Below are 21,739 nucleotides of genomic sequence, written 5' to 3'. Positions count from 1 at the left end.
GGGCCCGCGCGGGCGCCGCAACGCAGCCGCCCCCCCCCGCGGCCCCCCCCCCCCCCCCGCCGCTGTCCATCTGTGTGCGGGCGTCAGCGGGTGCTGTTCGCTCCGCGACGGCGCAGGCCGAAGAAGACGGCACCGCCACCGACGGCGACCAGGGCCGCCGCGATACCGGCGATCATGCCGGTGTTGGAGTTGGCACCGGTCTCGGCGAGGTTGGAGTCACCGGCCGCCGGGGACGGGGCGTTGTCGTTCGGCACGGCCGCCGGGGCCGTGCTCTCGGGCTGCGACGGCGCGGAGGCCGAGGTGGACGGCTCGGGGGCCGGGGTAGAGGAGCTCTCCGACGGGGTCGGGGTCGGGGTGTCCTCGGTCTTGCAGGGGGTCGCCGGGGTGGTGACGTCCGACTTGATGTACTCGTCGACGTACTTGTCGGCCTTGACGTGGACCCGGTACTCCGTGTTGGGCTTCCAGTCCACGGCGAAGGTGACGGTGGTGCCCTCCTCGGAGCCCTTGACCGTCTCCTGGCCGACCTGCTCGCCGGTGCTCTTCAGGGAGACGGTGACGACGGCGGGGATGCCGGTGGGGTCCACGTCGGTGACGGTGATGACACCCTTGTCGCCGTCGCACTGGGCGGCGGCGGAGAACTCGCTGATGTCGCAGGCGAGGGCGTTGCCGGCGGCGCCGACCGCCAGAGCCGCCGAGGCGGCGACGACGCCGAGGGCGCGGACGCTACGGCGTGATGCCGTGCGGCTGATTATGGACAGGACTGCCACGTTTGTCCTTTACGGGAGCACAGATGGGGGGTGGGTAGGGTGCCGACGCCCGGTGACATGGCATCAGCACACCCGTGAGCCTCACTGGTTTATAAGCGGCGCATAAGCAGTGTCAACGCATATGCCTGCCAAGCACGTTGACTTTGCCGTCTTATTAACCGCCGACACGTTTCAGCGCGTCGGGAGACGCCTCGGCCCCCTGCTCGCTCAGCCCTCGACCGCCGCCGGGTCCATCCACACGACCTCCCAGGTGTGGCCGTCGAGGTCGTCGAAGGCGCGGCCGTACATGAAGCCGTGGTCCTGGGTCTCGCCGGTGACCGAACCGCCCGCCGCGACCGCCTTCTCCACCAGCTCGTCGACCTTCTCGCGGCTCTCGGCGCTCAGCGCGAGGAGCACCTCGCTGGACTTGCTGGAGTCCACGATCTCCTTCTTCGTGAACTGGCGGTACTTCTCCGGTGTGTGCACCATCACGACGATGGTCTCGCTGAGCGGGATCGAGGCGGTGGTGTCGTCGCTGAACTGGGCGTTGATCTCGTAGCCGAGACCGGTGAAGAACTTCTTGGCGGCGGCCAGGTCGTTGGTGGCCAGGTTCACGAAGATCATCTGCTGGTACATGAGGGCCTCTCCCGTAAGTGCGCTGCCGTTGTCGTGCTGTTCGAAGGGTTAGACGTGCGGGGCACGCGAAACTCATCGTCGTTCCGCGGATCTCTTCGAGAATTCTCCGAGGTTCCGCGAAGGCGTCCGCGCGCGGTCAGCGGGACAGGGGGAGCGCCGCCAGTTCCGCGACGATCAGGGTCAGCGGACCGAACAGGGCGAGCAGCGCGGCGGCGCGTACGGCGGCGGCGCCGCGCAGGGTCGCCGGGGGCGCGCCCAGCCGCAGCAGGGCGTCGGTGGTGTCGGCGCGCGCGTGCTTGGCCTCCACGGCCGCGGTGAGGAGGGTGGCCACCGTGCAGCCGGCCACCACGAGGGCGCCCAGGGTGCTCAGCGGGCCGAAGTCCGGGCCGTCGGTGGCGTACAGCGTGGTGGCCACGTAGGCCGCGGCGGCCACGGCGCAGACGACGCCGAGGGGGCGGCCGATGCGGTGCGCCTCGTCCATGAGGACGCGTCCGGCCAGCAGCCGCAGGGCGCCCGGGCGGGCGGCCTGGAGGAGGCGGCCGCACAGGTGGGTGAGGCCGGGGCCGGCGAGGGCGAGGCCCAGCGCGGTGAGGGCCCAGCCGATGAGTACGCCGGCCGAGGGGGTGGTGTCGGGGGTGGTGGCCGGGTGCCCGGTGTAGGTCTCGACGGTGAGGCCCGCGGCGAGTACGGCGATGCCCCAGGGGAGGACGGTGGTGTTCGGCGGGCGGGGCGTTGTGAGGGCGGGGACGGTGGCCGGCGTTGGCGGGGGGCCGTCCGTGGCCGGTGCCGGGTGGGTGTCGCCGGCCTGCGTCAGCAGGGTTCCGCCTGCGCCCACCCGTGCCGCCGCCCCAGCGGCACCACTGCCCGCAGGCTCTGCCGACCGGGTGGCCAAGGTGCCCTCCGGTTCGGCGGAACCGGTGGTCGCCGGCCGGGCCGCGTGGGCGGGGGCCCCGGCCTCCGCCGGGGACGACGTCCAGCGGGCGCCGAAGCGGCCGTAGGTGCCGAAGGTCTCCCGGGCCTTGCCCCAGCCGTACGCGCCGAAGCGGCCGTAGCCGCGGACGCCGGCGGCCCGGGCGCGGCGCGGCTCGCGGGGGCGCCGGGTGTACGCGACCGCGGCCGAGGCGGCGGCCGGTACCAGGGCCAGCAGCGTCAGGGTGGCCGGGGCCGGGAGGGACTGGCCGACGGCCAGCGCGTCGGCCGCGACGCCGCCGAAGGGCAGCCCCGTCAGGTCGCCGCGCAGGTGGAGGAAGAGCAGCAGGGCCGCCACCGAGCCGAGCGCGCCGGACAGAACCGTGGTCGTCGCCGAGACGGCCATCAGCCGGCCCGGTCCGAGGCCGATCGCGGACAGCCCCGAGCGGGGCCGGGTGCCGGGATCGGTGCGGGCCACGGCGACCGCGAGGTACACCGTGGCGGCGAGCGGCGCCGCGCACCAGGTGAGGCGGAGGGCGGAGGCGCCGGGCGCGTCCGGGTGGCTCATCGCGTGTCCGAAGGCGCACAGCAGCAGGAAGCCCGTGCCCGCCGAGGCCACCGCGACCAGCAGACGGCGCAGGTGGACGGCGAGATGGGCGGCGCGGGTCAGGCGGAGAGCGAGCACGCGGCCCGGCCTTCCGTTCCGGAGGCCCCGGCGGCGCCCGTGGCCACCGTGGTCTCGGCGAGCGGGGGCAGATGCACGGTCCGTACCCGCCGTCCGTCCAGCAGCGCCACCGCGCGGTCCGCCAGAGCGGCGGTCTGCGCCTCGTGCGTCGCGAGGACGACGGTGATGCCGTGCGAGCGGGCCGCCGTGGTGAGCGTGCGCAGCACCTGGGCGCGGTCGGCGCGGTACAGCGGCGCCGTCGGCTCGTCGGCGAAGAGGACCGTGGGGGCGACGGCCAGCGCGCGGGCGATGCAGACACGCTGCCGCTCGGCCTGCTGGAGTTCCCGCGGGCGCCGACGGGCCTTGTCGCCGACGTCGAGGCGGTCCAGCCACTCCAGGGCGGCGGTCTTGGCCCGGCGCCGGCCGGTGCCGCGCAGCATGAGGGGGAGGGCGGCGTTCTCCCAGGCGTTCAGTTCCGGGACCAGCACGGGGGCGGGATCGATCCAGCCGAAGCGGTCGCGGCGCAGCCGTTCGCGGCTGAGCGGTCCCATGGTGTGCACCGGCACGCTGTTGAACCACACCTCGCCGTCCTGCGGCAGGACCAGTCCGGACAGGCAGCGCAGCAGCGTGGTCTTGCCGCTTCCGCGCGGGCCGCTCACGGCGAGGATCTCGCCCTCGCGGACGCCGAGCGACACGCCTTGCAGCGCGGGGGAGCCGTCCTGGTGCTGGAAGTGCAGGGCACGCGCCCAGAGCACGTCGTTGTCCGGCGGAGCCTCCATGGGCGTACACCTCGGTTCTGATCCGTGTTTCCCCGGTCACGTCCCCCGTCCGGGGGAACGAGGAGGGGGCCGATCGGTCACTGGGCACGGTAAGGAGTCGCCGCGGGGGAAGCCGGACAGCACGCGGCCCCGGGCCGTCGTTCTCACTCGAACGGACGGCACCGGGGCCTGTGATGATCTTCTGGAAGGATCAGATGATCATCTGTACGGATGATCAGAGCTTCGTCCACGCCTCCGTGAGCGTGGCGCGCAGGATCTGCTCGATCTCGTCGAAGGTCTCCTGGTTGGAGATCAGCGGCGGGGCGAGCTGGATGACCGGGTCGCCGCGGTCGTCGGCACGGCAGTACAGGCCGTTCTCGAAGAGCTTCTTGGAGAGGAAGCCGTACAGGACGCGCTCGGTCTCGTCCTCGTTGAAGGACTCCTTGGTGACCTTGTCCTTGACCAGCTCGATGCCGTAGAAGAAGCCGTTGCCGCGGACGTCGCCGACGATCGGCAGGTCGTGCAGCTTCTCCAGGGTGGCGCGGAAGGCGCCCTCGTTGTCGAGTACGTGCTGGTTGAGGCCCTCGCGCTCGAAGAGGTCGAGGTTGGCGATGCCGACCGCGGCGGAGACCGGGTGGCCGCCGAAGGTGTAGCCGTGCAGGAAGGTGTTGTCGCCCTTGTAGAACGGCTCGGCCAGGCGGTCGGAGATGACGCAGGCGCCGATCGGGGAGTAGCCCGAGGTCATGCCCTTGGCGCAGGTGATCATGTCCGGGACGTAGCCGAACTTGTCGCAGGCGAAGGTCGTGCCCAGGCGGCCGAAGGCGCAGATGACCTCGTCCGAGACGAGCAGCACGTCGTACTGGTCGCAGATCTCGCGCACCCGCTGGAAGTAGCCGGGCGGGGGCGGGAAGCAGCCGCCGGCGTTCTGCACGGGCTCCAGGAAGACGGCCGCGACCGTGTCCGGGCCCTCGAAGAGGATCTGCTGCTCGATCTGGTCGGCGGCCCAGCGGCCGTAGGCCTCGGGGTCGTCGCCGTGGATCGGGGCGCGGTAGATGTTGGTGTTCGGCACCTTGTGCGCGCCCGGGACGAGCGGCTCGAAGGGGGCCTTCAGGGCGGGCAGGCCGGTGATGGACAGGGCGCCCTGCGGGGTGCCGTGGTAGGCGACCGCGCGGGAGATGACCTTGTACTTGGTCGGCTTGCCGGTCAGCTTGAAGTACTGCTTGGCGAGCTTCCAGGCGGTCTCGACCGCCTCGCCGCCGCCGGTGGTGAAGAAGACCTTGTTGAGGTCGCCGGGGGCCTCGTTCGCGAGGCGCTCGGCCAGCTCGACGGCCTTGGGGTGGGCGTAGGACCACACCGGGAAGAACGCCAGCTCCTGCGCCTGCTTCGAGGCGGTCTCCGCCAGCTCCTGGCGGCCGTGTCCGGCCTGGACCACGAACAGGCCGGCGAGACCGTCGAGGTAGCGCTTGCCCTTGTCGTCGTAGATGTGGGTGCCCTCACCGCGGACGATGGTGGGGACGGGGGCGTTCTCGTACGACGACATGCGGGTGAAGTGCATCCACAGGTGGTCGTACGCGGTCCTGCTGAGGTCCTTGGGGCTGTCGGTGCTCACGATTATCGGGTTCCCCACATATAGGTCTGCTTCTTGAGCTTCATGTAGACGAAGCTCTCGGTGGAGCGCACGCCGGGCACGGCCCGTATGCGTCGGTTGATGACCTCCAGGAGGTGGTCGTCGTCCTCGCAGACGACCTCCACCATCAGGTCGAACGAGCCCGCGGTCATCACCACGTACTCGCATTCGGACATGGCCGTCAGCGCGTCGGCGACGGACTCCACGTCGCCCTCCACGTTGACACCGACCATCGCCTGACGCCGGAAGCCCACGGTGAGCGGGTCCGTGACGGCGACGATCTGCATCACGCCCTGGTCGAGCAGCTTCTGGACGCGCTGGCGCACGGCGGCCTCGGAGAGGCCCACGGCCTTGCCGATGGCGGCGTAAGGCCGGCGGCCGTCCTCCTGGAGCTGTTCGATGATGGCGAGGGAGACGGCGTCCAACTGGGGACCGCCGTTCCTGGACTCGCGGGAGTCCTTCGGGTCTGCGCTTCGACTGGCCACGGGTTCACTGTGCACGACGTCTCGACAGTTTCGCAAGGCCGTACCGATGAAATCCGTTGTCTAGGTCGTTTCAGTCTGCGGATTTCGCAATCCACGGGCGATCGGGGGTGTTGAAAACGTCGGTACACGGATTAGGGTGGGTGTCTCAGTGATTGGACACCCAACCTTGGAGGGCCGGCAGTGAGCACCGAGCTGCGTCGTCTGCGCAATTACATCGACGGTGAGTTCCGGGACGCCGCCGACGGACGGACCACGGAGGTGGTCAACCCCGCCACGGGAGAGGCGTACGCGACCGCGCCCCTGTCCGGACAGGCGGACGTGGACGCGGCCATGGCGGCCGCCGCCGCGGCCTTTCCGGCCTGGCGGGACCTGGTCCCGGCCGAGCGGCAGAAGGCCCTGCTGAAGATCGCGGACGCGTTCGAGGAGCGGGCCGAGGAGCTGATCGCGGCCGAGGTGGAGAACACGGGCAAGCCCACCGGGCTGACCCGCTCCGAGGAGATCCCGCCGATGGTCGACCAGATCCGCTTCTTCGCGGGTGCGGCGCGGATGCTGGAGGGCCGCAGCGCGGGCGAGTACATGGAGGGCCTGACCTCCATGATCCGCCGCGAGCCCATCGGCGTCTGCGCGCAGGTCGCCCCCTGGAACTACCCGATGATGATGGCCGTGTGGAAGTTCGCCCCGGCGCTCGCCGCGGGCAACACGGTCGTCCTCAAGCCGTCGGACACCACCCCGGCGTCCACGGCCCTGATGGCCGACATCATCGGCTCCATCGTGCCCAAGGGCGTCTTCAACGTCGTCTGCGGCGACCGCGACACCGGCCGCCTGATGGTCGAGCACGAGACCCCGGCGATGGCCTCCATCACCGGCTCCGTGCGGGCCGGCATGTCGGTCGCCGAGTCGGCGTCGAAGGACCTCAAGCGGGTCCACCTGGAGCTGGGCGGCAAGGCCCCGGTCGTCGTCTTCGAGGACACCGACATCCCCAAGGCCGTCGAGGACATCTCGACCGCGGGCTACTTCAACGCCGGCCAGGACTGTACGGCGGCCACCCGCGTGCTCGTCCACGAGTCGATCCACGACGAGTTCGTGAGCGCCCTCGCCAAGGCGGCGGCCGAGACCAAGACCGGGCAGCCGGACGACGAGGACGTGCTGTACGGCCCGCTCAACAACCCCAACCAGCTCAAGCAGGTCACCGGGTTCATCGAGCGCCTGCCCGCGCACGCCAAGGTCGAGGCGGGCGGCCACCGGGTCGGCGACAAGGGCTACTTCTACGCCCCGACCGTCGTCTCCGGTCTCAAGCAGGACGACGAGATCATCCAGAAGGAGGTCTTCGGCCCCGTCATCACCGTCCAGTCCTTCCGTGACGAGGACCAGGCGGTGGAGTGGGCCAACGGCGTCGAGTACGCGCTGGCCTCCTCGGTGTGGACCAAGGACCACGGCCGCGCGATGCGGATGTCCAAGAAGCTGGACTTCGGCTGCGTGTGGATCAACACCCACATCCCGCTGGTCGCCGAGATGCCGCACGGCGGCTTCAAGAAGTCCGGCTACGGCAAGGACCTGTCGTCGTACGGCTTCGACGACTACACGCGGGTCAAGCACGTGATGACGTCGCTGGACGCCTGACGCGTCGGCTCGCTCGGAGCGGCCCCGGACGGAACCCCGTCCGGGGCCGCTCCATGCGCGCGTGGCGCGCGCACCGCGAACCGGCCCCGGTCGACAGGGTGTCGGGCCTGGCCGAAGGCGCTCGACGCAGCGTCGATTGTCCCGGTGGGCGCCGGCGCGGGATCCTGCGGCCATGCCCCTGCTCCCGAGGAAGCCCTCGATCTCCCGCCGGTCCCTGCTGCGCGGCCTGGGCGGCACCGCCGCGCTCGGCGCGCTGGCCGGCTGCGGTGTGCCGGCCGCGTACGTCGCGCCGGGCGACCGCGCCGCCACCGACCGGTCCGCCGCCGAACGCCGGCTGACCTGGGCGAACTGGCCGCTCTACATCGACACCGACGACGAGCACCCGAGCCGCCGGCCCACGCTGGAGGCGTTCGAGGAGCGGACGGGCATCTCCGTCGACTACATCGAGGAGATCAACGACAACGACGAGTTCTTCGGCAAGATCAGCCCGTCCCTGATGAACCACCAGCCCACCGACCGCGACCTGATCGTCATCAGCGACTGGATGTGCGGGCGGTTCGTGCGGCTCGGCTGGGTGCAGGAGATGGACCGTTCCCGGCAGCCGAACGTCACCAAGTACCTCGACCCGCTGCTGCGTTCGCCCGCCTTCGACCCGGGCCGGAAGTTCACCGTGCCGTACCAGTCGGGCATCACCGGCATCGCCTACAACCGCCGCCGGCTCGGCCGGGAGATCCGGCACGTGTCCGACCTGTGGGCGGCCGACCTCAAGGGCCGGGTGACCCTGCTGTCCGGCATGGACGAGGCGTTCGCACTGCTGATGCAGGGCAACGGGGTGGACATCACCGACTGGAAGACAGACGACTTCCACACGATGTGCGACCAGGTGGAGAAGCAGGTCGGCAAGGGCCAGATCCGCCGCTTCACCGGCAACGACTACATCAAGGACCTCTCCAGCGGGGACGTGCTGGCCTGCCAGGCCTACTCCGGTGACGTGATCCAGCTCCAGGCGGACGACCCGGACATCGAGTTCGTCGTCCCGGAGGAGGGCGCCGAGCTGTGGGCGGAGTCCCTGATGATCCCCAACCTGGCCCGCCACAAGGGCAACGCCGAGCGGCTGATCGACTACTACTACCAGCCCGAGGTCGCCGCCGAACTGGCCGCCTGGGTCAACTACGTCTGCCCGGTCCCCGCCGCCCGGGACGTACTCGCCTCCTCCGACGACGCGGAGACCGCCGCCCTGGCCGAGGACCCGTTGATCTTCCCCGACACGAAGATGCGCGAACGCCTCACGATCGCCCGGGACATCGCGGCGGGGGAGCGGACGGAGTTCGCGAAGCGGTGGAACGGGATCGTGGGCGTGTAGTCGTGGGCGTGCGGGGGGCTGGCGGGGGCTACTTCAGCGCGGCCGCGGTGATGTCGTCGATGACCGGGTTGCGTTCCGCGCTCTTGGCGTCCGTGGCGTTGACCGACTGGACGAGGGTGCGGCTCAGGTCGCGGGTGCCGCCGATGAGGGCGCTGTAGCCGTAGCGGGAACCCGACTTGCCCCAGAAGATCTGGTCGCCCACCTTCTGGTACTCCAGTCCCGCGCTGCGGGTCGCGTCCGGGAGGCCCGCCGGGGTCGTGAACATCTCCTCCAACTGCGGCTGCGGCACGATCCGCCCCCCGAACAGCTCCCTGAGCAGCCGCTCCAGGTCGGCGGTGGTCGAGATCATGTCGCCGGCCGCCCAGCGGTCCGCCTGGTTCCACTTGGTCACGTCGACCAGCCGCGTCGTCCCGTCGGGCCGTTCCACCGTCTGGTAGCCCCGGTGGTGCGGACCCCGGATACGGGGGTCGGTGCCCGGGAAGTACGTGTGCCGCATGCCGGCCGGGCGCAGGACGAGCCGGGTGGCCTCGGCGGCGTACGTGCGTCCCGTCACCTTCTCGATCAGCAGGCCGAGGAACGTGTAGTTGATGTTCAGGTAGTGCTGCTGCTTTCCGGGGTCGAACTCCGGTCCCTTCGCGATCGCCGACGCCGCGACCCGCTGCGGGGTGAGCGTGTCGAAGCGGTGCGCGTACACCTCCGCGAAGTCGTCGCCGAGGCTGTCTCCCGCCTGGATGCCGCTGGTGTGGTTCAGCAACTGGCGCACGCTGATCGGCTGCCGGAACTTCGGCGTGAAGAGGTCGGGCAGGTAGCGCTGTATCGGCGCGTCCAGGTCCACCGTGCCCTCCGCCGCCAGCCGCAGCACGGTGGCGGCGGTGACGACCTTGGTGACCGACCCGGCCCGGAAGCGGGCGTTCGCGCGTGCCGGCCGCTCACTGGCCAGGTCGCGCACGCCCGCGCTGCCGCGCCAGGTGTCGTCGGTGGCGCCGACCCGCACGAGGGCGGCGGTGGCGTGCTGGTTCGGGACCGCGTCGACGGCGGCGCGCAGCGCGTCTTCGTCCAAACCGTCCGTCCCTGCCGCTCTTTGCCCGGTGGCGGCGGAAGCGGTCGAGGCGGGCGGTGCGGCGAACGCCGGAGCCGCCAGCGGGCCGGCGGCGAGGGCGAGTACGACGGAAGCGGTGAGGACGGAGGAGGTACGGGCACGCATCGACTGCTCCAGTGGGTCCGGGCGGGAAGGTCGATGATCATCCTTGTCGCGCGACGAGCCGTGGCGGATCGTCCGCGAGGAGGGCACCCGACCCGGGACCGAACTCGGGAAAGTCCCCGATGAATGAGGGGCCTTGTGCGGGATCGCCCCTACGGGCGGCGCCGACCCGCCCCGCCGCGCAGGGCGCACAGCACGTCGACGCGGTTGGTCGTGATCGAGTCGGCGCCCAGGGCGATCAGCCGGCGCATGGAGCGGCGGGTGTCGGGGGTCCATACCGACACCAGGTAGCCGTCGGCGTGGAGGCGGTCGGACAGGGCCCGGTCGACCAGGCCGAAGCGGTAGTTGAGCCACCGCGGCCGGACCGCCGCCAGCAGCGCGGGCCGGGGCGGGGCCGACGTCGTCCAGGTCAGGGCGATCTCGGCGGCCGGGTCGGCGGCGCGTACGGCGAGCATGGCGACGGGCCCCGCCGTGTAGTACACACGGTCCTCGGCCCCGCACTCGCGGACCACGTCCACGATGCGCCGGACCGCCCGCTCGCCGGGCGCCCCCGGCAGGTCGAGCATCAGCCTGCTGCCGTCGGTCGCGGCCAGCGCCTCCGCGAGGGTCGGCACCCTGCCCGCCGTCAGCCCCCGCACCTCGTCGGCCGACAGGGACCGCAGCGGCCGCTCGTGCTCCCACAGCCGCTTCAGCGTCTCGTCGTGCAGCAGCACCGGCACGCCGTCCCGGGTGAGGCGTACGTCGGTCTCGACCGCGTCCGCGCCGCGGTCGAGGGCGGAGCGCAGCGAGTCGAGCGTGTTCTCGCGGTGCCGGTACGGGTCGCCGCGGTGGGCCACGGCGGTCACGTCGCGCAGGGTGTGCATGGGGCGGCAACTCTCAGGAGGCGAGCCAGGCGGCGGTGTACGTGTCGATCTCGTCCTTGATCCTGGCCTTGCCCGGGGCGTCGAGGAAGGACGCCTCGACGCCGTCCTTCGCCAGGCCGGCCAGGCCCCGCTCGTCCAGGCCGAGGAGCCGGGCGGCGACGGCGTACTCGTTGTTGAGGTCGGTGCCGAACATCGGCGGGTCGTCGGAGTTGATCGTCACCAGGACACCGGCGCGCGCGAACTCCTTTATCGGGTGCTCGTCGAGGGTGCGCACCGCGCGGGTGGCGATGTTCGAGGTCGGGCACACCTCCAGCGGGATGCGCCGCTCGGCGAGGTGGGCCAGCAGCTTCGGGTCCTGGGTGGAGCTGGTGCCGTGGCCGATGCGCTCGGCCCGCAGGTCGGTCAGGGCGTCCCAGACGGTCTCCGGACCGGTGGTCTCGCCCGCGTGCGGCACCGAGTGCAGCCCGGCGGCGATCGCCCGGTCGAAGTACGGCTTGAACTGCGGCCTGGCGACCCCGATCTCGGGCCCGCCCAGCCCGAAGGAGACCAGGCCCTCCGGGCGCACGCGGTCGTCGGTGGCGAGCCGCGTGGTCTCCTCCGCCGCCTGGAGTCCCGCCTCGCCGGGGATGTCGAAGCACCAGCGCAGTACGGTCCCGAACTCGGACTCCGCCGCCTTGCGGGCGTCCTCGATCGCGTCCATGAAGGCGCGCTCGTCGATGCCGCGCCGGGTGGAGGAGAACGGGGTGATGGTCAGCTCGGCGTACCGCACCTGCTGCCGGGCCAGTTCCCGGGCCACCTCGTAGGTCAGCAGCCGGACGTCCTCCGGGGTGCGGATCAGGTCCACGACGGACAGGTACACGTCGATGAAGTGCGCGAAGTCCGTGAAGGTGAAGTAGTCGACCAGGGCCTCGGGGTCGGTGGGGACCTTGGAGTCGGGGTGGCGCGCGGCCAGCTCCGAGACGATGCGCGGGGAGGCGGAACCGACGTGGTGGACGTGCAGTTCGGCCTTGGGCAGCCCGGCGATGAAGGCGTGCAGGTCACGCGGGACGTCGGGGTCTACGAGGTGCTCGGTCAAGGGTGTTCCTCCCCACAGCGGCGTCCCGGGCCGGCGTGGGCCGGCGGGGCGCGGGTGATCGGCTGATCGGTGACTCGGGATCATCGTAGGCCGGGCCCGTGCCGGACGGGGACGGGCCGTAGCATGACGGGACGTTCGACTGAGGGGGACCCGCCCATGCCCGACGACGCGCAGCCGCCGAGAAACGACCCGCGGCACACGCCTCAGGCTTCGGGGAACGATCCGGCACCCCGGCCCGCCGCGCCCGGTATCCCCGCCGACGGCGGCCCCTCCGCGGGCGCCACCGAACCGGCCCCCGGGGTCGGCCTCGACAAGCCGGGCACGCCGGGCACGCCGGGAGCGTCAGGAGTGCTGGGAGCGCCGGGAGTGCCGATAGCCCCCGGCGGTGCGGCCACCCCCGACCCCTGGGCGCCGCCCGCGGACGCCGCCCCTCCGGCCGACGGCGGCCCCGGCACGACCGTCGCGTGGAACGACGGCGCGTCCTGGCCACCCCCCTCCGTCCACGACCAGCAGACGGTTACGTCCATGCCCGCCACGGACCCCCCGCGATGGGCCGCCCCGTCCGCCCCCGCCAACCCCTTCGCGGCACCGGACCCGACGGCCGCCGCGAGCACCGGCGCACCCAACCCCTTCGCACCTCCGGTCACGCCCCCGCCGTACGCCCAGGACCGGCAGCCGGTCCCGCCGCCGCCCATCGCGCCGGACGGCCCCGGCCACGTCCCCTACGGCTACCCGGGACCGGTCGGCTACGGGCACCCGGGCCCGGCCGGATACCCCGGTGCGCAGCCGCACGGCTACGGCTGGTCCGGCATGGGACCGATGCCGAGCAACGGCATGGGCACCACCGGCCTCGTCCTCGGCATCATCGCCGCCGTCGGCTTCTGCCTCTGGCCGCTCGCGATCATCGTGGGCATCCTCGGCGTCGTCTTCGGTGCTCTCGGCCGCGCGAAGGCGAGCCGGGGCGAGGCCACCAACGCGAGCCAGGCCCTGGCCGGCGTCATCTGCGGAATCGTGGGCATCGTCCTGGGCGTGGGCTTCGGACTGCTGGTGATCCTCGCGCCCTGAGGGCCCCGGCACCGCACCGCATCGGGCCGCGCGGTGCGGACGGATGCGCCCCGTGCCCGCTCAGCCCGACGCGCCGGTCCGCAAGGGTGCGGACGGACGCGCCTCGCGCCCGCTCAGCCCGACGCGCCGGCCCGCAACCGCCCCCGCGCCCCCATCAACGCGAACCCCAGCAGATTCGCCCCCCGCCACCGCTCCGGGTCCGTCGCCGCCTCGTCGGACGCGGGCAGGCCGATGCCCCAGACGCGGTCGACGGGGCTCGCCTCGACCAGGACTCTCTCGCCCGTGTTCAGCAGGAACTCGCGCAGGGCCGGGTCCGAGGCGAACTTGTGGGTGCTGCCCTCGACGACGATGCGGAAGCGCTCCCGCTGCCACACCGCCTCGTCGAAGCCGCGGACCAGGCGGCCCGCCTTCTTGGCCTCGGCGGGATGGCCGGCGGCCAGGACCCGGTGCTCGGCCTCCGGGTCCTCGAAGAGTCTGGCCTTGCCGGCCATCATCCAGTGCTCGGCCGTCGCGTACTCCACCCCGGCCACGGCGAACGGCGACGGCCACCACTGGCTCAGGCAGCCCGGTCCGATGCGGCCGTCGGGGAGCGGGCGGTGGCCCCAGAAGCAGAGGTACTTGATCCGGGCGCCCGCGCGGACCTGCCCGAGCAGCGCCTCCCTGCTGTCGATGTCGCTGACCTTCGGCGCCGCCCCCGTGATCCTGTCCATGCACGCGAGTCTGGCACGCGCCACTGACACTCCGTCCGTGCTTTTCCGTGGCGACTCGACACCTGGTCGACAGATTCCGTCGCGTAACCAAATGGAAACAACGGAATCACTTGTTGGAGCCCTAGTGCTCTGTCAGGATCGGCACTCACATCGAGCCTGAGCCACGCCGGCCCCCGCCACGGGGAGACCGAGGAGAGCCGACATGCACAACCCGGGCAACGCCACCCCGGACCGATTTCCGGCCCAGGACCGCTTCGCGGACGGGGCCCAGTACATCGCGGGCCGTCTGACCAAGGGCACCTCCGGGCGGACGCACACCGTCGTCGATCCGGCGACCGGCGACGACGTCCTCACCTACGAGCTCGCCGGTCCCGACGACGTCGACGCGGCCGTCGCCGCCGCGCGGGAGGCGTTCCCGGGGTGGGCGGGCACCACGCCCGGCGAGCGCTCCGACGCCCTGCACCGGTTCGCCGCCGTGCTCGCCGACCGCGCCGAGGACTTCGCCCGCGCGGAGTCCCTCCAGTGCGGGAAGCCGCTGAAGCTGACCCGCGAGTTCGACGTGCCCGGCAGCATCGACAACGCGGCCTTCTTCGCCGGCGCCGCCCGGCACCTCCAGGGGCAGTCGGCGGGGGAGTACTCCGGCGACCACACCTCGTACGTCCGCCGCGAGCCCATCGGCGTGGTCGGCTCCATCGCGCCCTGGAACTACCCCCTCCAGATGGCCGCCTGGAAGATCCTCCCGGCGATCGCCGCGGGCAACACCATCGTGCTGAAGCCCGCCGAGATCACCCCGCTGACCTCCCTGATGTTCGCCGAGGCCGCGACCGCCGCCGGCATCCCCGACGGTGTGATCAACATCGTGAGCGGGACCGGGCGGGAGGCCGGCGAGCACCTGGTCGCCCACCCCGACGTCGCCATGACCTCCTTCACCGGGTCCACCGCGATCGGCAAGAGGGTCGCCGAGGTCGCCACCGCCACCGTCAAGCGCCTGCACCTGGAGTTGGGCGGCAAGGCGCCCTTCCTCGTCTTCGACGACGCCGACCTGGACGCCGCCGTCCACGGCGCGGTAGCGGGTGCGCTCATCAACACCGGCCAGGACTGCACGGCCGCCACGCGCGCGTACGTGCAGCGGCCCCTGTACGAGGCGTTCGTGGAGCAGACCGCCGCACTCATGGAGACCGTCCGGGTCGGTGACCCCTTCGCTCCGGGCACCGACCTCGGCCCGCTGGTCAGCCACGTCCAGCGGGACCGCGTCGCCGGCTTCGTCGACCGGGCGCGCTCCTACGCGCGCGTGGTGGCCGGCGGCGAGGCGCCGCAGGGCGACCTCAAGGACGGCGCCTACTACCGGCCCACCCTCATCGCCGACGCCGCGCAGGACAGCGAGGCCGTCCAGTCCGAGATCTTCGGTCCCGTCCTGGTCGTGCTGCCCTTCGACGGCGACGACGACGGCATCCGGCTGGCCAACGACACGCCGTACGGGCTCGCCGCCTCCGCCTGGAGCCGGGACGTGTACCGGGCGAACCGCGCCACCCGCGAGATCAAGGCGGGCTGTGTGTGGATCAACGACCACATCCCGATCATCAGCGAGATGCCGCACGGCGGATACAAGGCGTCCGGCTTCGGCAAGGACATGTCGGCCTACTCCTTCGAGGAGTACACACAGGTCAAGCACGTCATGTTCGACAACACCGCGGTGGCGGCCAAGGACTGGCACCGCACCGTCTTCGGGGACCGGTAGTCACGTCGAGAGGCCGCCGACCACGGCCGACCCACCCGAAAGGGCAACCACGCGCATGGAGCAGTACGAGCCCGACCGCCTGTCACCGGCCCAAGCGGCCGCCATGCGGCGCAGTCTCAGGAGCGGCAGGGCCGCCCTCACCCGTCGCTCACTGCTGCGCGCCTCCACGGGCGGCGCGCTGGCGGTCGGCGGTCTCGGCATGCTGAGCGGCTGCGGCATCCCGGCGGCCGGCAAGACCGAGGGCGGCGTCTCCGCCGACGACCGGTCGGAGAAGGAGAAGAGGATCGCGTTCTCCAACTGGACCGAGTACATGGACGTCGACGAGAGCGGCCGGCGGCACCCCACGCTGGAGGCGTTCACCAAACGCACCGGCATCAAGGTCACGTACACCGAGGACATCAACGACAACAGCGAGTTCTTCGGCAAGATCCAGCCGCAGCTCGCCGCGGGCCAGGAGACCGGCCGCGACATCATCGTCCTCACCGACTGGCTGGCGGCCCGCCTGATCCGCCTCGGCTGGGTCCAGAAACTGGACCCGGCCAACCTGCCGCACGCCTTCGCCAACCTGTCGCCCCAGTTCCGCAACCCGGACTGGGACCCGGGCCGCGCCTACTCCTACCCCTGGCAGGGCATCTCGGCCGTCATCGCCTACAACAAGAAGGCGCTGGACGGCATCGAGGTGAAGTCGGTCTCCGACCTGCTCGACAACCCGAAGCTCAAGGGGCGGGTCGGCTTCCTCACCGAGATGCGCGACACCGTCGGCATGGTGCTGCTCGACATGGGCAAGGACCCGGCCCGCTTCTCGGACGACGACTACGACGCGGCGATCGCCCGCCTCCAGAAGGGCGTCGACCGCGGTCAGATTCGCCGCTTCACCGGCAACGACTACACCTCGGACCTCAGCAAGGGCGACTTCGCGGCCTGTCTGGCGTGGGCCGGGGACGTCGTCCAGCTCAAGGCGGACAACCCGGACATCGACTTCGTCATCCCGGACAGCGGCTACGTCACGTCGAGCGACAACATGCTGGTCCCCAACAAGGCGCGGCACAAGACGAACGCCGAGCGGCTCATCGACTACTACTACGAACCCGGCCCGGCCGCGGAACTCGCCGCCTACATCAACTTCGTCTGCCCCGTCGACGGTGTGAAGGACGAACTGGCGAAGATCGACGAGGACGCGGCGAACAACCCGCTGATCATTCCCGACAAGGCCATGCAGGCCAAGTCGCACTCCTTCCGCTCCCTGAGTTCGAAGGAAGAGACGGCATACGAAGAGAAGTTCGCGAAGCTCACTGGGGCGTGACGACGATGACGACGAAAACTCAGCCACAGGCCACGGACCGCGGCGGCGACGTCCGCCTCTCCGGCATCAGCAAGACCTACGGCTCCTTCACCGCCGTGCACCCGCTCGACCTGACCGTCCCGCAGGGCTCCTTCTTCGCCCTGCTCGGCGCCTCCGGCTGCGGCAAGACCACCACCCTGCGCATGATCGCCGGGCTGGAGGAGCCCAGCGGCGGCACCGTCCACCTCGGCGACCAGGACGTGACCGCGCTGCCGCCGTACAAGCGGCCGGTCAACACGGTCTTCCAGTCCTACGCCCTCTTCCCGCACCTCGACATCTTCGAGAACGTCGCCTTCGGCCTCCGCCGGCGCGGCATCAGGTCGGTGAAGAAGCAGGTCGAGGAGATGCTGGACCTGGTGCAGCTCGGCGAGCAGGCCCGCAAGAAGCCGCACCAGCTCTCCGGCGGCCAGCAGCAGCGCGTCGCGGTCGCCCGCGCGCTGATCAACCACCCCAAGGTGCTGCTCCTCGACGAACCGCTCGGCGCCCTTGACCTCAAGCTGCGCCGCCAGATGCAGCTGGAGCTCAAGCGCATCCAGACCGAGGTCGGCATCACCTTCGTGCACGTCACGCACGACCAGGAGGAGGCCATGACCATGGCCGACCAGGTCGCCGTGATGAACGGGGGCCGCGTCGAGCAACTGGGCGCCCCCGCCGACCTGTACGAGAACCCGCAAACCACCTTCGTCGCCAACTTCCTGGGCACCTCCAACCTGATCCAGGCCGAGGTCGACTCCCGGAGCGGCGACGACATCGTGGTGCGCGCGGCCGGCGACAAGCTGGTCCTGCCCGGATCCCGCTGTGCGGTGCCCGCGCAGGCGGGCGGCAAGGTGCTGGTCGGCGTACGCCCGGAGAAGGTCGGCCTCACCCACGCGGACGAGGCCGGCTCCATACCCGAGGGCCGCAACCGCGTCACCGGCAAGATCAGCCACAGCAGTTTCATCGGCGTCTCCACCCAGTACGTCGTGGACTGCGCGGCCTGCCCCGACTTCGAGGTGTACGCCCAGAACATCGACCGCGACGCCCGCCTCGTGCCCGGCGCCGACGTCGTCCTGCACTGGAACCCGGCGCACACCTTCGGACTGGACGCGTCCCAGTCCCTGCTTGCTGGGACGATGGGCGACGCGGGTGTGGCCGAGGGGGAGGCCGCCTGATGTCCACCCTCACCGAGGCGCCGCCGCCGCTCTCCCCGCCCGCGCCCGAGCAGAAGAAGCCCCCGCGCAGGCGGGGCCGCTGGACGCCGTACTGGCTGCTGCTGCCCGGCATCCTGTGGCTGGTCGTCTTCTTCGCGGCGCCGATGATCTACCAGGCCTCCACGTCCGTGCAGACGGGCTCGCTGGAGGAGGGCTACAAGGTCACCTGGCACTTCGTGACCTACTGGGACGCGCTGTCCGAGTACTGGCCGCAGTTCCTGCGCTCGGTCGCCTACGCGGCCTCGGCGACCGTGCTGTGCCTGGTCCTCGGCTACCCGCTCGCGTACCTGATCGCCTTCCGCGCGGGCCGCTGGCGGAACCTGATCATGATCCTGGTGATCGCGCCCTTCTTCACCAGCTTCCTGATCCGCACCCTCGCCTGGAAGACGATCCTCGCGGACGGCGGACCGGTGGTCGGCGCCCTGAACACGCTGCACGTCCTGGACGTCACCAGCTGGCTCGGCTGGACGGCCGGCGACCGCGTGCTGGCCACGCCGCTCGCGGTGGTCTGCGGTCTGACGTACAACTTCCTCCCCTTCATGATCCTGCCGCTGTACACCTCCCTGGAGCGCATCGACGGGCGGCTGCACGAGGCGGCGCGCGACCTGTACGCGAAGCCCTCCACGGTCTTCCGCAAGGTCACCTTCCCGCTGTCGATGCCGGGCGTGGTCTCCGGCACGCTGCTGACCTTCATCCCGGCGACCGGCGACTACGTCAACGCCTCCCTGCTCGGCTCGGCCGACACCGGAATGATCGGCAACGTCATCCAGTCCCAGTTCCTCAGGGTGCTCGACTATCCGACGGCGGCGGCACTTTCCTTCATCCTCATGGCCGCCATTCTCGCCATGGTCACCCTCTATATTCGCAAGTCCGGGACGGAGGATCTGGTTTAAATGGACACGCGACGGAGTCGCATATCCGGCACGAGCGTCAATTGGTTCAGGCGCAATCTGGTCGTCATCGCCGGACTGCTGACGCTCGCTTATCTGCTGCTGCCCAACGTTGTTGTCACGGTGTTCTCGTTCAACAAACCGAACGGGCGCTTCAACTACGAATGGCAGCAGTTCTCCACGGACGCCTGGAAGGACCCGTGCGGTGTCGCGGGACTGTGCGGTTCGCTGTCGCTCAGCCTCCAGATCGCCCTCTGGGCGACGCTCGGCGCCACGGCGCTGGGCACCGCGATCGCCTTCGCGCTGGTCCGCTACCGCTTCCGCGCGCGGGGCGCGATCAACTCGCTGATCTTCCTGCCGATGGCGATGCCCGAGGTCGTGATGGCCGCCTCGCTGCTCACCCTGTTCCTCAACATGGGTGCTCAGCTGGGCTTCTGGACGATCCTGATCGCCCACATCATGTTCTGCCTCAGCTTCGTGGTGACGGCTGTCAAGGCGCGCGTGATGTCGATGGACCCGAAGCTGGAGCAGGCGGCGCAGGACCTGTACGCCGGTCCGTTCCAGACCTTCGTCCGGGTCACGCTGCCCATCGCGGCCCCCGGTATCGCGGCCGGCGCGCTGCTCGCTTTCGCGCTCTCCTTCGACGATTTCATCATCACCAATTTCAACGCGGGCTCCACCGTCACGTTCCCCATGTTCGTCTGGGGCTCGGCGCAGCGCGGAACGCCCGTTCAGATCAATGTCGTCGGTACGGCCATGTTCGTCATCGCCGTACTGTTCGTCCTGGCCTCCATGGCCATCGGCAACCGCCGGAATCGCCGCAAGGCGTAGCGTACTGAGTAATGCATTCGTAGGGAGTTGAAATCATGGCCCCTAGCGCCATGAGCCGCAGCAACGACTGGACGAAATCCCTTTCCGACGCCCAGCCGGTCCCGTACTGGCTGGACGACCCGGGCCGCCCCCGCCCGCAGCCCGCCCTCACCGGCGCCGAGACCTGCGACCTGCTGGTCGTCGGCGGCGGCTACAGCGGGCTGTGGACCGCGCTGATCGCCAAGGAGCGCGACCCGGGCCAGGACGTGGTGCTGCTGGAGGGCCGTGAGGTGGGCTGGGCCGCCTCCGGCCGCAACGGCGGGTTCTGTGCGGCCTCCCTCACCCACGGCCTGTCCAACGGCCTCTCCCGCTGGCCGGACGAGATCCACAAGCTGGAGGAGCTGGGCGCCCGCAACCTCGACGCGATCGAGACGGCGGTCGCCCGCCACTCCCTGGACTGCGAGTTCGAACGCACCGGTGAGATCGACGTGGCCACCGAGCCGTACCAGGCCGCCGAACTGAAGGACTGGTACGAGGAGATCCGAGCGAAGGGACTCGCCGACGGCGTCGAGTACCTGGACGGCGACGCGGTACGGGAACAGGTCGACTCCCCCACCTTCCGGGCGGGCCTGTGGGACCGCAGGGGCGTGGCCATGCTCAACCCCGCCAAGCTCGCCTGGAACCTCAAGCGGGCCTGCCTCGACCTCGGGGTGCGCGTCTACGAGAACACCCCGGCGCTCACCCTGAGGCCGTACGGCGCCGGGATGGCCGTACGCACCCCGTACGGCGGGGTCCGCGCCCGCACGGTCGCGCTCGGCACCAACATCTTCCCGAACCTGGTCAGGCGGGTGCGCTCGTACACCGTCCCGGTCTACGACTACGCCCTGATGTCCGAGCCGCTCACCGACGGGCAGCTGGCCTCGATCGGCTGGCACAACCGGCAGGGCCTCGGGGACAGCGCCAACCAGTTCCACTACTTCCGGCTCTCCGCCGGCAACCGGATCCTGTGGGGCGGCTACGACGCGATCTACCCGTACGGCGGCCGGGTGCGCGCCGAGTACGACGACCGGCCGGAGACCTACGCCAAGCTCGCGGGGCACTTCTTCACCTGCTTCCCGCAACTGGAGGGCGTCCGGTTCACGCACGCCTGGGGCGGCGCGATCGACACCTGCTCCCGCTTCTCGGCGTTCTTCGGCACCGCGCACCAGGGCAAGGTCGCCTACGCAGCCGGGTACACGGGCCTCGGCGTGGGCGCGACCCGGTTCGGTGCCGAGGTGATGCTCGACCTGCTGTCGGGGGAGCGCACCGAGCGCACCGAACTGGAGATGGTCCGCAGGAAGCCGCTGCCGTTCCCGCCCGAGCCGTTCGCCTGGACGGGCATCGCGCTCACCAAGTGGTCGCTGGCCCGCGCGGACGCGCAGGGCGGCCGGCGCAACCTCTGGCTGCGGACGATGGACAAGCTGGGGCTGGGCTTCGACAGCTAGCACGGATCCGTGTGACCCGGTTCACCCGAACGAGGTGCGGCGACTCGCGTAATGCCCGCCGGTGACCTCCCTCTCCCTCGTGACGCACCCCGCGTCCAACGAGCGAGAGGGAGGCCTCCACATGCCTGGTGCGAAGACGGCGGTCGCGTGGCTGGCATCGGTCGCACCGGATCCCGAGTCATGCCGGCGGGAGTGGGAGCGCGACCCCCTGGGTGTCGCGCTGCTGCCCGCCGGCCGGGCCTGGGACGTGCTCATCCTGCCGAGCAGGCTCGGCCGTCCGACCCTCGACGTGCTCTCCCGCGTCCTGGACCGGCCGGGCCCGGTGCTCGTCGACTTCGGCGACGCGCGGACGGGCTTCTTCGTGCCGGCCGGCACGGCGACCCGCTGGGTGGGCACCGGGGTCCGGACGGCCGGGCTCGGCACCTGGATCGTGGTGCCGCACCCGGGGGGACCGTCGGGGGGGGGGGGGGGCGGGCGGGGCACCCCCGGACGGGCGCGCGCCCCCACCCACCCCCCGGTGGTGGTTATGGGCGAGGAAGCTCGGGGGGCGCGGCCACGCCCGG

Annotated in this window: 20 protein-coding genes; 10 read left to right on the top strand and 10 right to left on the bottom strand. The window is 71.2% G+C overall.

Going from position 1 to position 21,739, the window contains the following annotated elements; genetic code table 11:
- Positions 1–83: 83 nt before the first annotated feature.
- From ACFWR9_RS23625 to ACFWR9_RS23600, 6 genes are all read right to left on the bottom strand, one after another.
- Complete coding sequence (locus tag ACFWR9_RS23625; protein WP_383845400.1) at positions 84–767, bottom strand: LAETG motif-containing sortase-dependent surface protein; 684 nt, start codon at positions 765–767, stop codon at positions 84–86.
- A 207-nt stretch (positions 768–974) separates the two neighbouring features.
- Entirely contained in the window at positions 975–1,382 is a 408-nt protein-coding gene (locus ACFWR9_RS23620) for a VOC family protein (RefSeq protein ID WP_383845398.1), read from the bottom strand.
- Between the two features lie 136 nt (positions 1,383–1,518).
- Positions 1,519–2,976 (bottom strand): hypothetical protein, encoded by a 1,458-nt coding sequence (locus tag ACFWR9_RS23615; protein ID WP_383845396.1) that lies wholly within the window; start codon positions 2,974–2,976, stop codon positions 1,519–1,521.
- On the bottom strand, positions 2,958–3,734 hold the full coding sequence (locus tag ACFWR9_RS23610; protein ID WP_383845394.1) for an ABC transporter ATP-binding protein: 777 nt from the start codon (positions 3,732–3,734) through the stop codon (positions 2,958–2,960). The genes ACFWR9_RS23615 and ACFWR9_RS23610 overlap by 19 nt, the downstream gene beginning before the upstream one ends.
- Positions 3,735–3,948: 214 nt before the next feature.
- Positions 3,949–5,322 (bottom strand): aspartate aminotransferase family protein, encoded by a 1,374-nt coding sequence (locus ACFWR9_RS23605; protein WP_383845392.1) that lies wholly within the window; start codon positions 5,320–5,322, stop codon positions 3,949–3,951.
- Between the two features lie 2 nt (positions 5,323–5,324).
- On the bottom strand, positions 5,325–5,840 hold the full coding sequence (locus ACFWR9_RS23600) for an Lrp/AsnC family transcriptional regulator (protein WP_122615146.1): 516 nt from the start codon (positions 5,838–5,840) through the stop codon (positions 5,325–5,327).
- 165 nt (positions 5,841–6,005) lie between these two features.
- Here ACFWR9_RS23600 and ACFWR9_RS23595 point away from each other — a divergent pair, with 165 nt between their 5' ends.
- Entirely contained in the window at positions 6,006–7,445 is a 1,440-nt protein-coding gene (locus ACFWR9_RS23595) for a gamma-aminobutyraldehyde dehydrogenase (protein ID WP_383845390.1), read from the top strand.
- A 172-nt stretch (positions 7,446–7,617) separates the two neighbouring features.
- Entirely contained in the window at positions 7,618–8,808 is a 1,191-nt protein-coding gene (locus ACFWR9_RS23590) for an extracellular solute-binding protein (RefSeq protein ID WP_383845388.1), read from the top strand.
- Between the two features lie 28 nt (positions 8,809–8,836).
- Here ACFWR9_RS23590 and ACFWR9_RS23585 read toward each other — a convergent pair whose 3' ends face one another.
- The 3 genes from ACFWR9_RS23585 to ACFWR9_RS23575 all read right to left on the bottom strand — a co-directional run bounded on the left by ACFWR9_RS23585 (position 8,837) and on the right by ACFWR9_RS23575 (position 11,947).
- The gene (locus ACFWR9_RS23585; protein ID WP_383845386.1) at positions 8,837–10,012 is read right to left on the bottom strand and encodes a serine hydrolase domain-containing protein; all 1,176 of its coding nucleotides are present in this window, start codon (positions 10,010–10,012) and stop codon (positions 8,837–8,839) included.
- Between the two features lie 149 nt (positions 10,013–10,161).
- On the bottom strand, positions 10,162–10,872 hold the full coding sequence (locus tag ACFWR9_RS23580; protein ID WP_383845384.1) for a glycerophosphodiester phosphodiesterase: 711 nt from the start codon (positions 10,870–10,872) through the stop codon (positions 10,162–10,164).
- Between the two features lie 13 nt (positions 10,873–10,885).
- Positions 10,886–11,947: an adenosine deaminase gene (locus ACFWR9_RS23575; protein WP_383845382.1), complete on the bottom strand. Its 1,062-nt coding sequence runs from the start codon at positions 11,945–11,947 to the stop codon at positions 10,886–10,888.
- A gap of 156 nt (positions 11,948–12,103) precedes the next feature.
- Between ACFWR9_RS23575 and ACFWR9_RS23570 the strand changes: the two genes are divergently transcribed.
- A complete protein-coding gene (locus ACFWR9_RS23570; protein WP_383845380.1) occupies positions 12,104–13,012 on the top strand; it encodes a hypothetical protein in 909 nt (302 codons plus the stop codon).
- Positions 13,013–13,125: 113 nt separating this feature from the next.
- Here the strand turns inward: ACFWR9_RS23570 and ACFWR9_RS23565 are convergent, their stop codons facing one another.
- A complete protein-coding gene (locus ACFWR9_RS23565) occupies positions 13,126–13,722 on the bottom strand; it encodes an NADAR family protein (protein ID WP_383845378.1) in 597 nt (198 codons plus the stop codon).
- A 202-nt stretch (positions 13,723–13,924) separates the two neighbouring features.
- On the opposite strand from ACFWR9_RS23565, the gene ACFWR9_RS23560 reads away from it, so the two are divergent.
- The 7 genes from ACFWR9_RS23560 to ACFWR9_RS23530 all read left to right on the top strand — a co-directional run.
- Complete coding sequence (locus ACFWR9_RS23560; RefSeq protein ID WP_383845377.1) at positions 13,925–15,460, top strand: gamma-aminobutyraldehyde dehydrogenase; 1,536 nt, start codon at positions 13,925–13,927, stop codon at positions 15,458–15,460.
- A gap of 55 nt (positions 15,461–15,515) precedes the next feature.
- Positions 15,516–16,763 carry a spermidine/putrescine ABC transporter substrate-binding protein gene (locus ACFWR9_RS23555; protein WP_383845375.1) on the top strand — a complete coding sequence of 416 codons (1,248 nt, stop codon included), beginning with the start codon at positions 15,516–15,518 and terminating at the stop codon, positions 16,761–16,763.
- Between the two features lie 5 nt (positions 16,764–16,768).
- Positions 16,769–17,953 carry an ABC transporter ATP-binding protein gene (locus ACFWR9_RS23550; RefSeq protein WP_383845373.1) on the top strand — a complete coding sequence of 395 codons (1,185 nt, stop codon included), beginning with the start codon at positions 16,769–16,771 and terminating at the stop codon, positions 17,951–17,953.
- Complete coding sequence (locus tag ACFWR9_RS23545; RefSeq protein ID WP_383845371.1) at positions 17,953–18,885, top strand: ABC transporter permease; 933 nt, start codon at positions 17,953–17,955, stop codon at positions 18,883–18,885. The genes ACFWR9_RS23550 and ACFWR9_RS23545 overlap by 1 nt, the downstream gene beginning before the upstream one ends.
- The gene (locus ACFWR9_RS23540) at positions 18,886–19,713 is read left to right on the top strand and encodes an ABC transporter permease (protein ID WP_383845369.1); all 828 of its coding nucleotides are present in this window, start codon (positions 18,886–18,888) and stop codon (positions 19,711–19,713) included.
- A 35-nt stretch (positions 19,714–19,748) separates the two neighbouring features.
- Positions 19,749–21,176, top strand: a complete 1,428-nt coding sequence (locus tag ACFWR9_RS23535; RefSeq protein ID WP_383845367.1) for an NAD(P)/FAD-dependent oxidoreductase — start codon at positions 19,749–19,751, stop codon at positions 21,174–21,176.
- Positions 21,177–21,297: 121 nt separating this feature from the next.
- A partial coding sequence (locus ACFWR9_RS23530; RefSeq protein ID WP_383845365.1) for a hypothetical protein occupies positions 21,298–21,739 on the top strand: 442 nt, incomplete at its 3' end.

It is taken from the genome of Streptomyces sp. NPDC058534 (genome assembly GCF_042717365.1).
GTDB lineage: Bacteria > Actinomycetota > Actinomycetes > Streptomycetales > Streptomycetaceae > Streptomyces.
The sequence above is the reverse complement of the archived record's forward strand: the minus strand, read 5'-3'. Positions and strand labels throughout refer to the sequence as shown.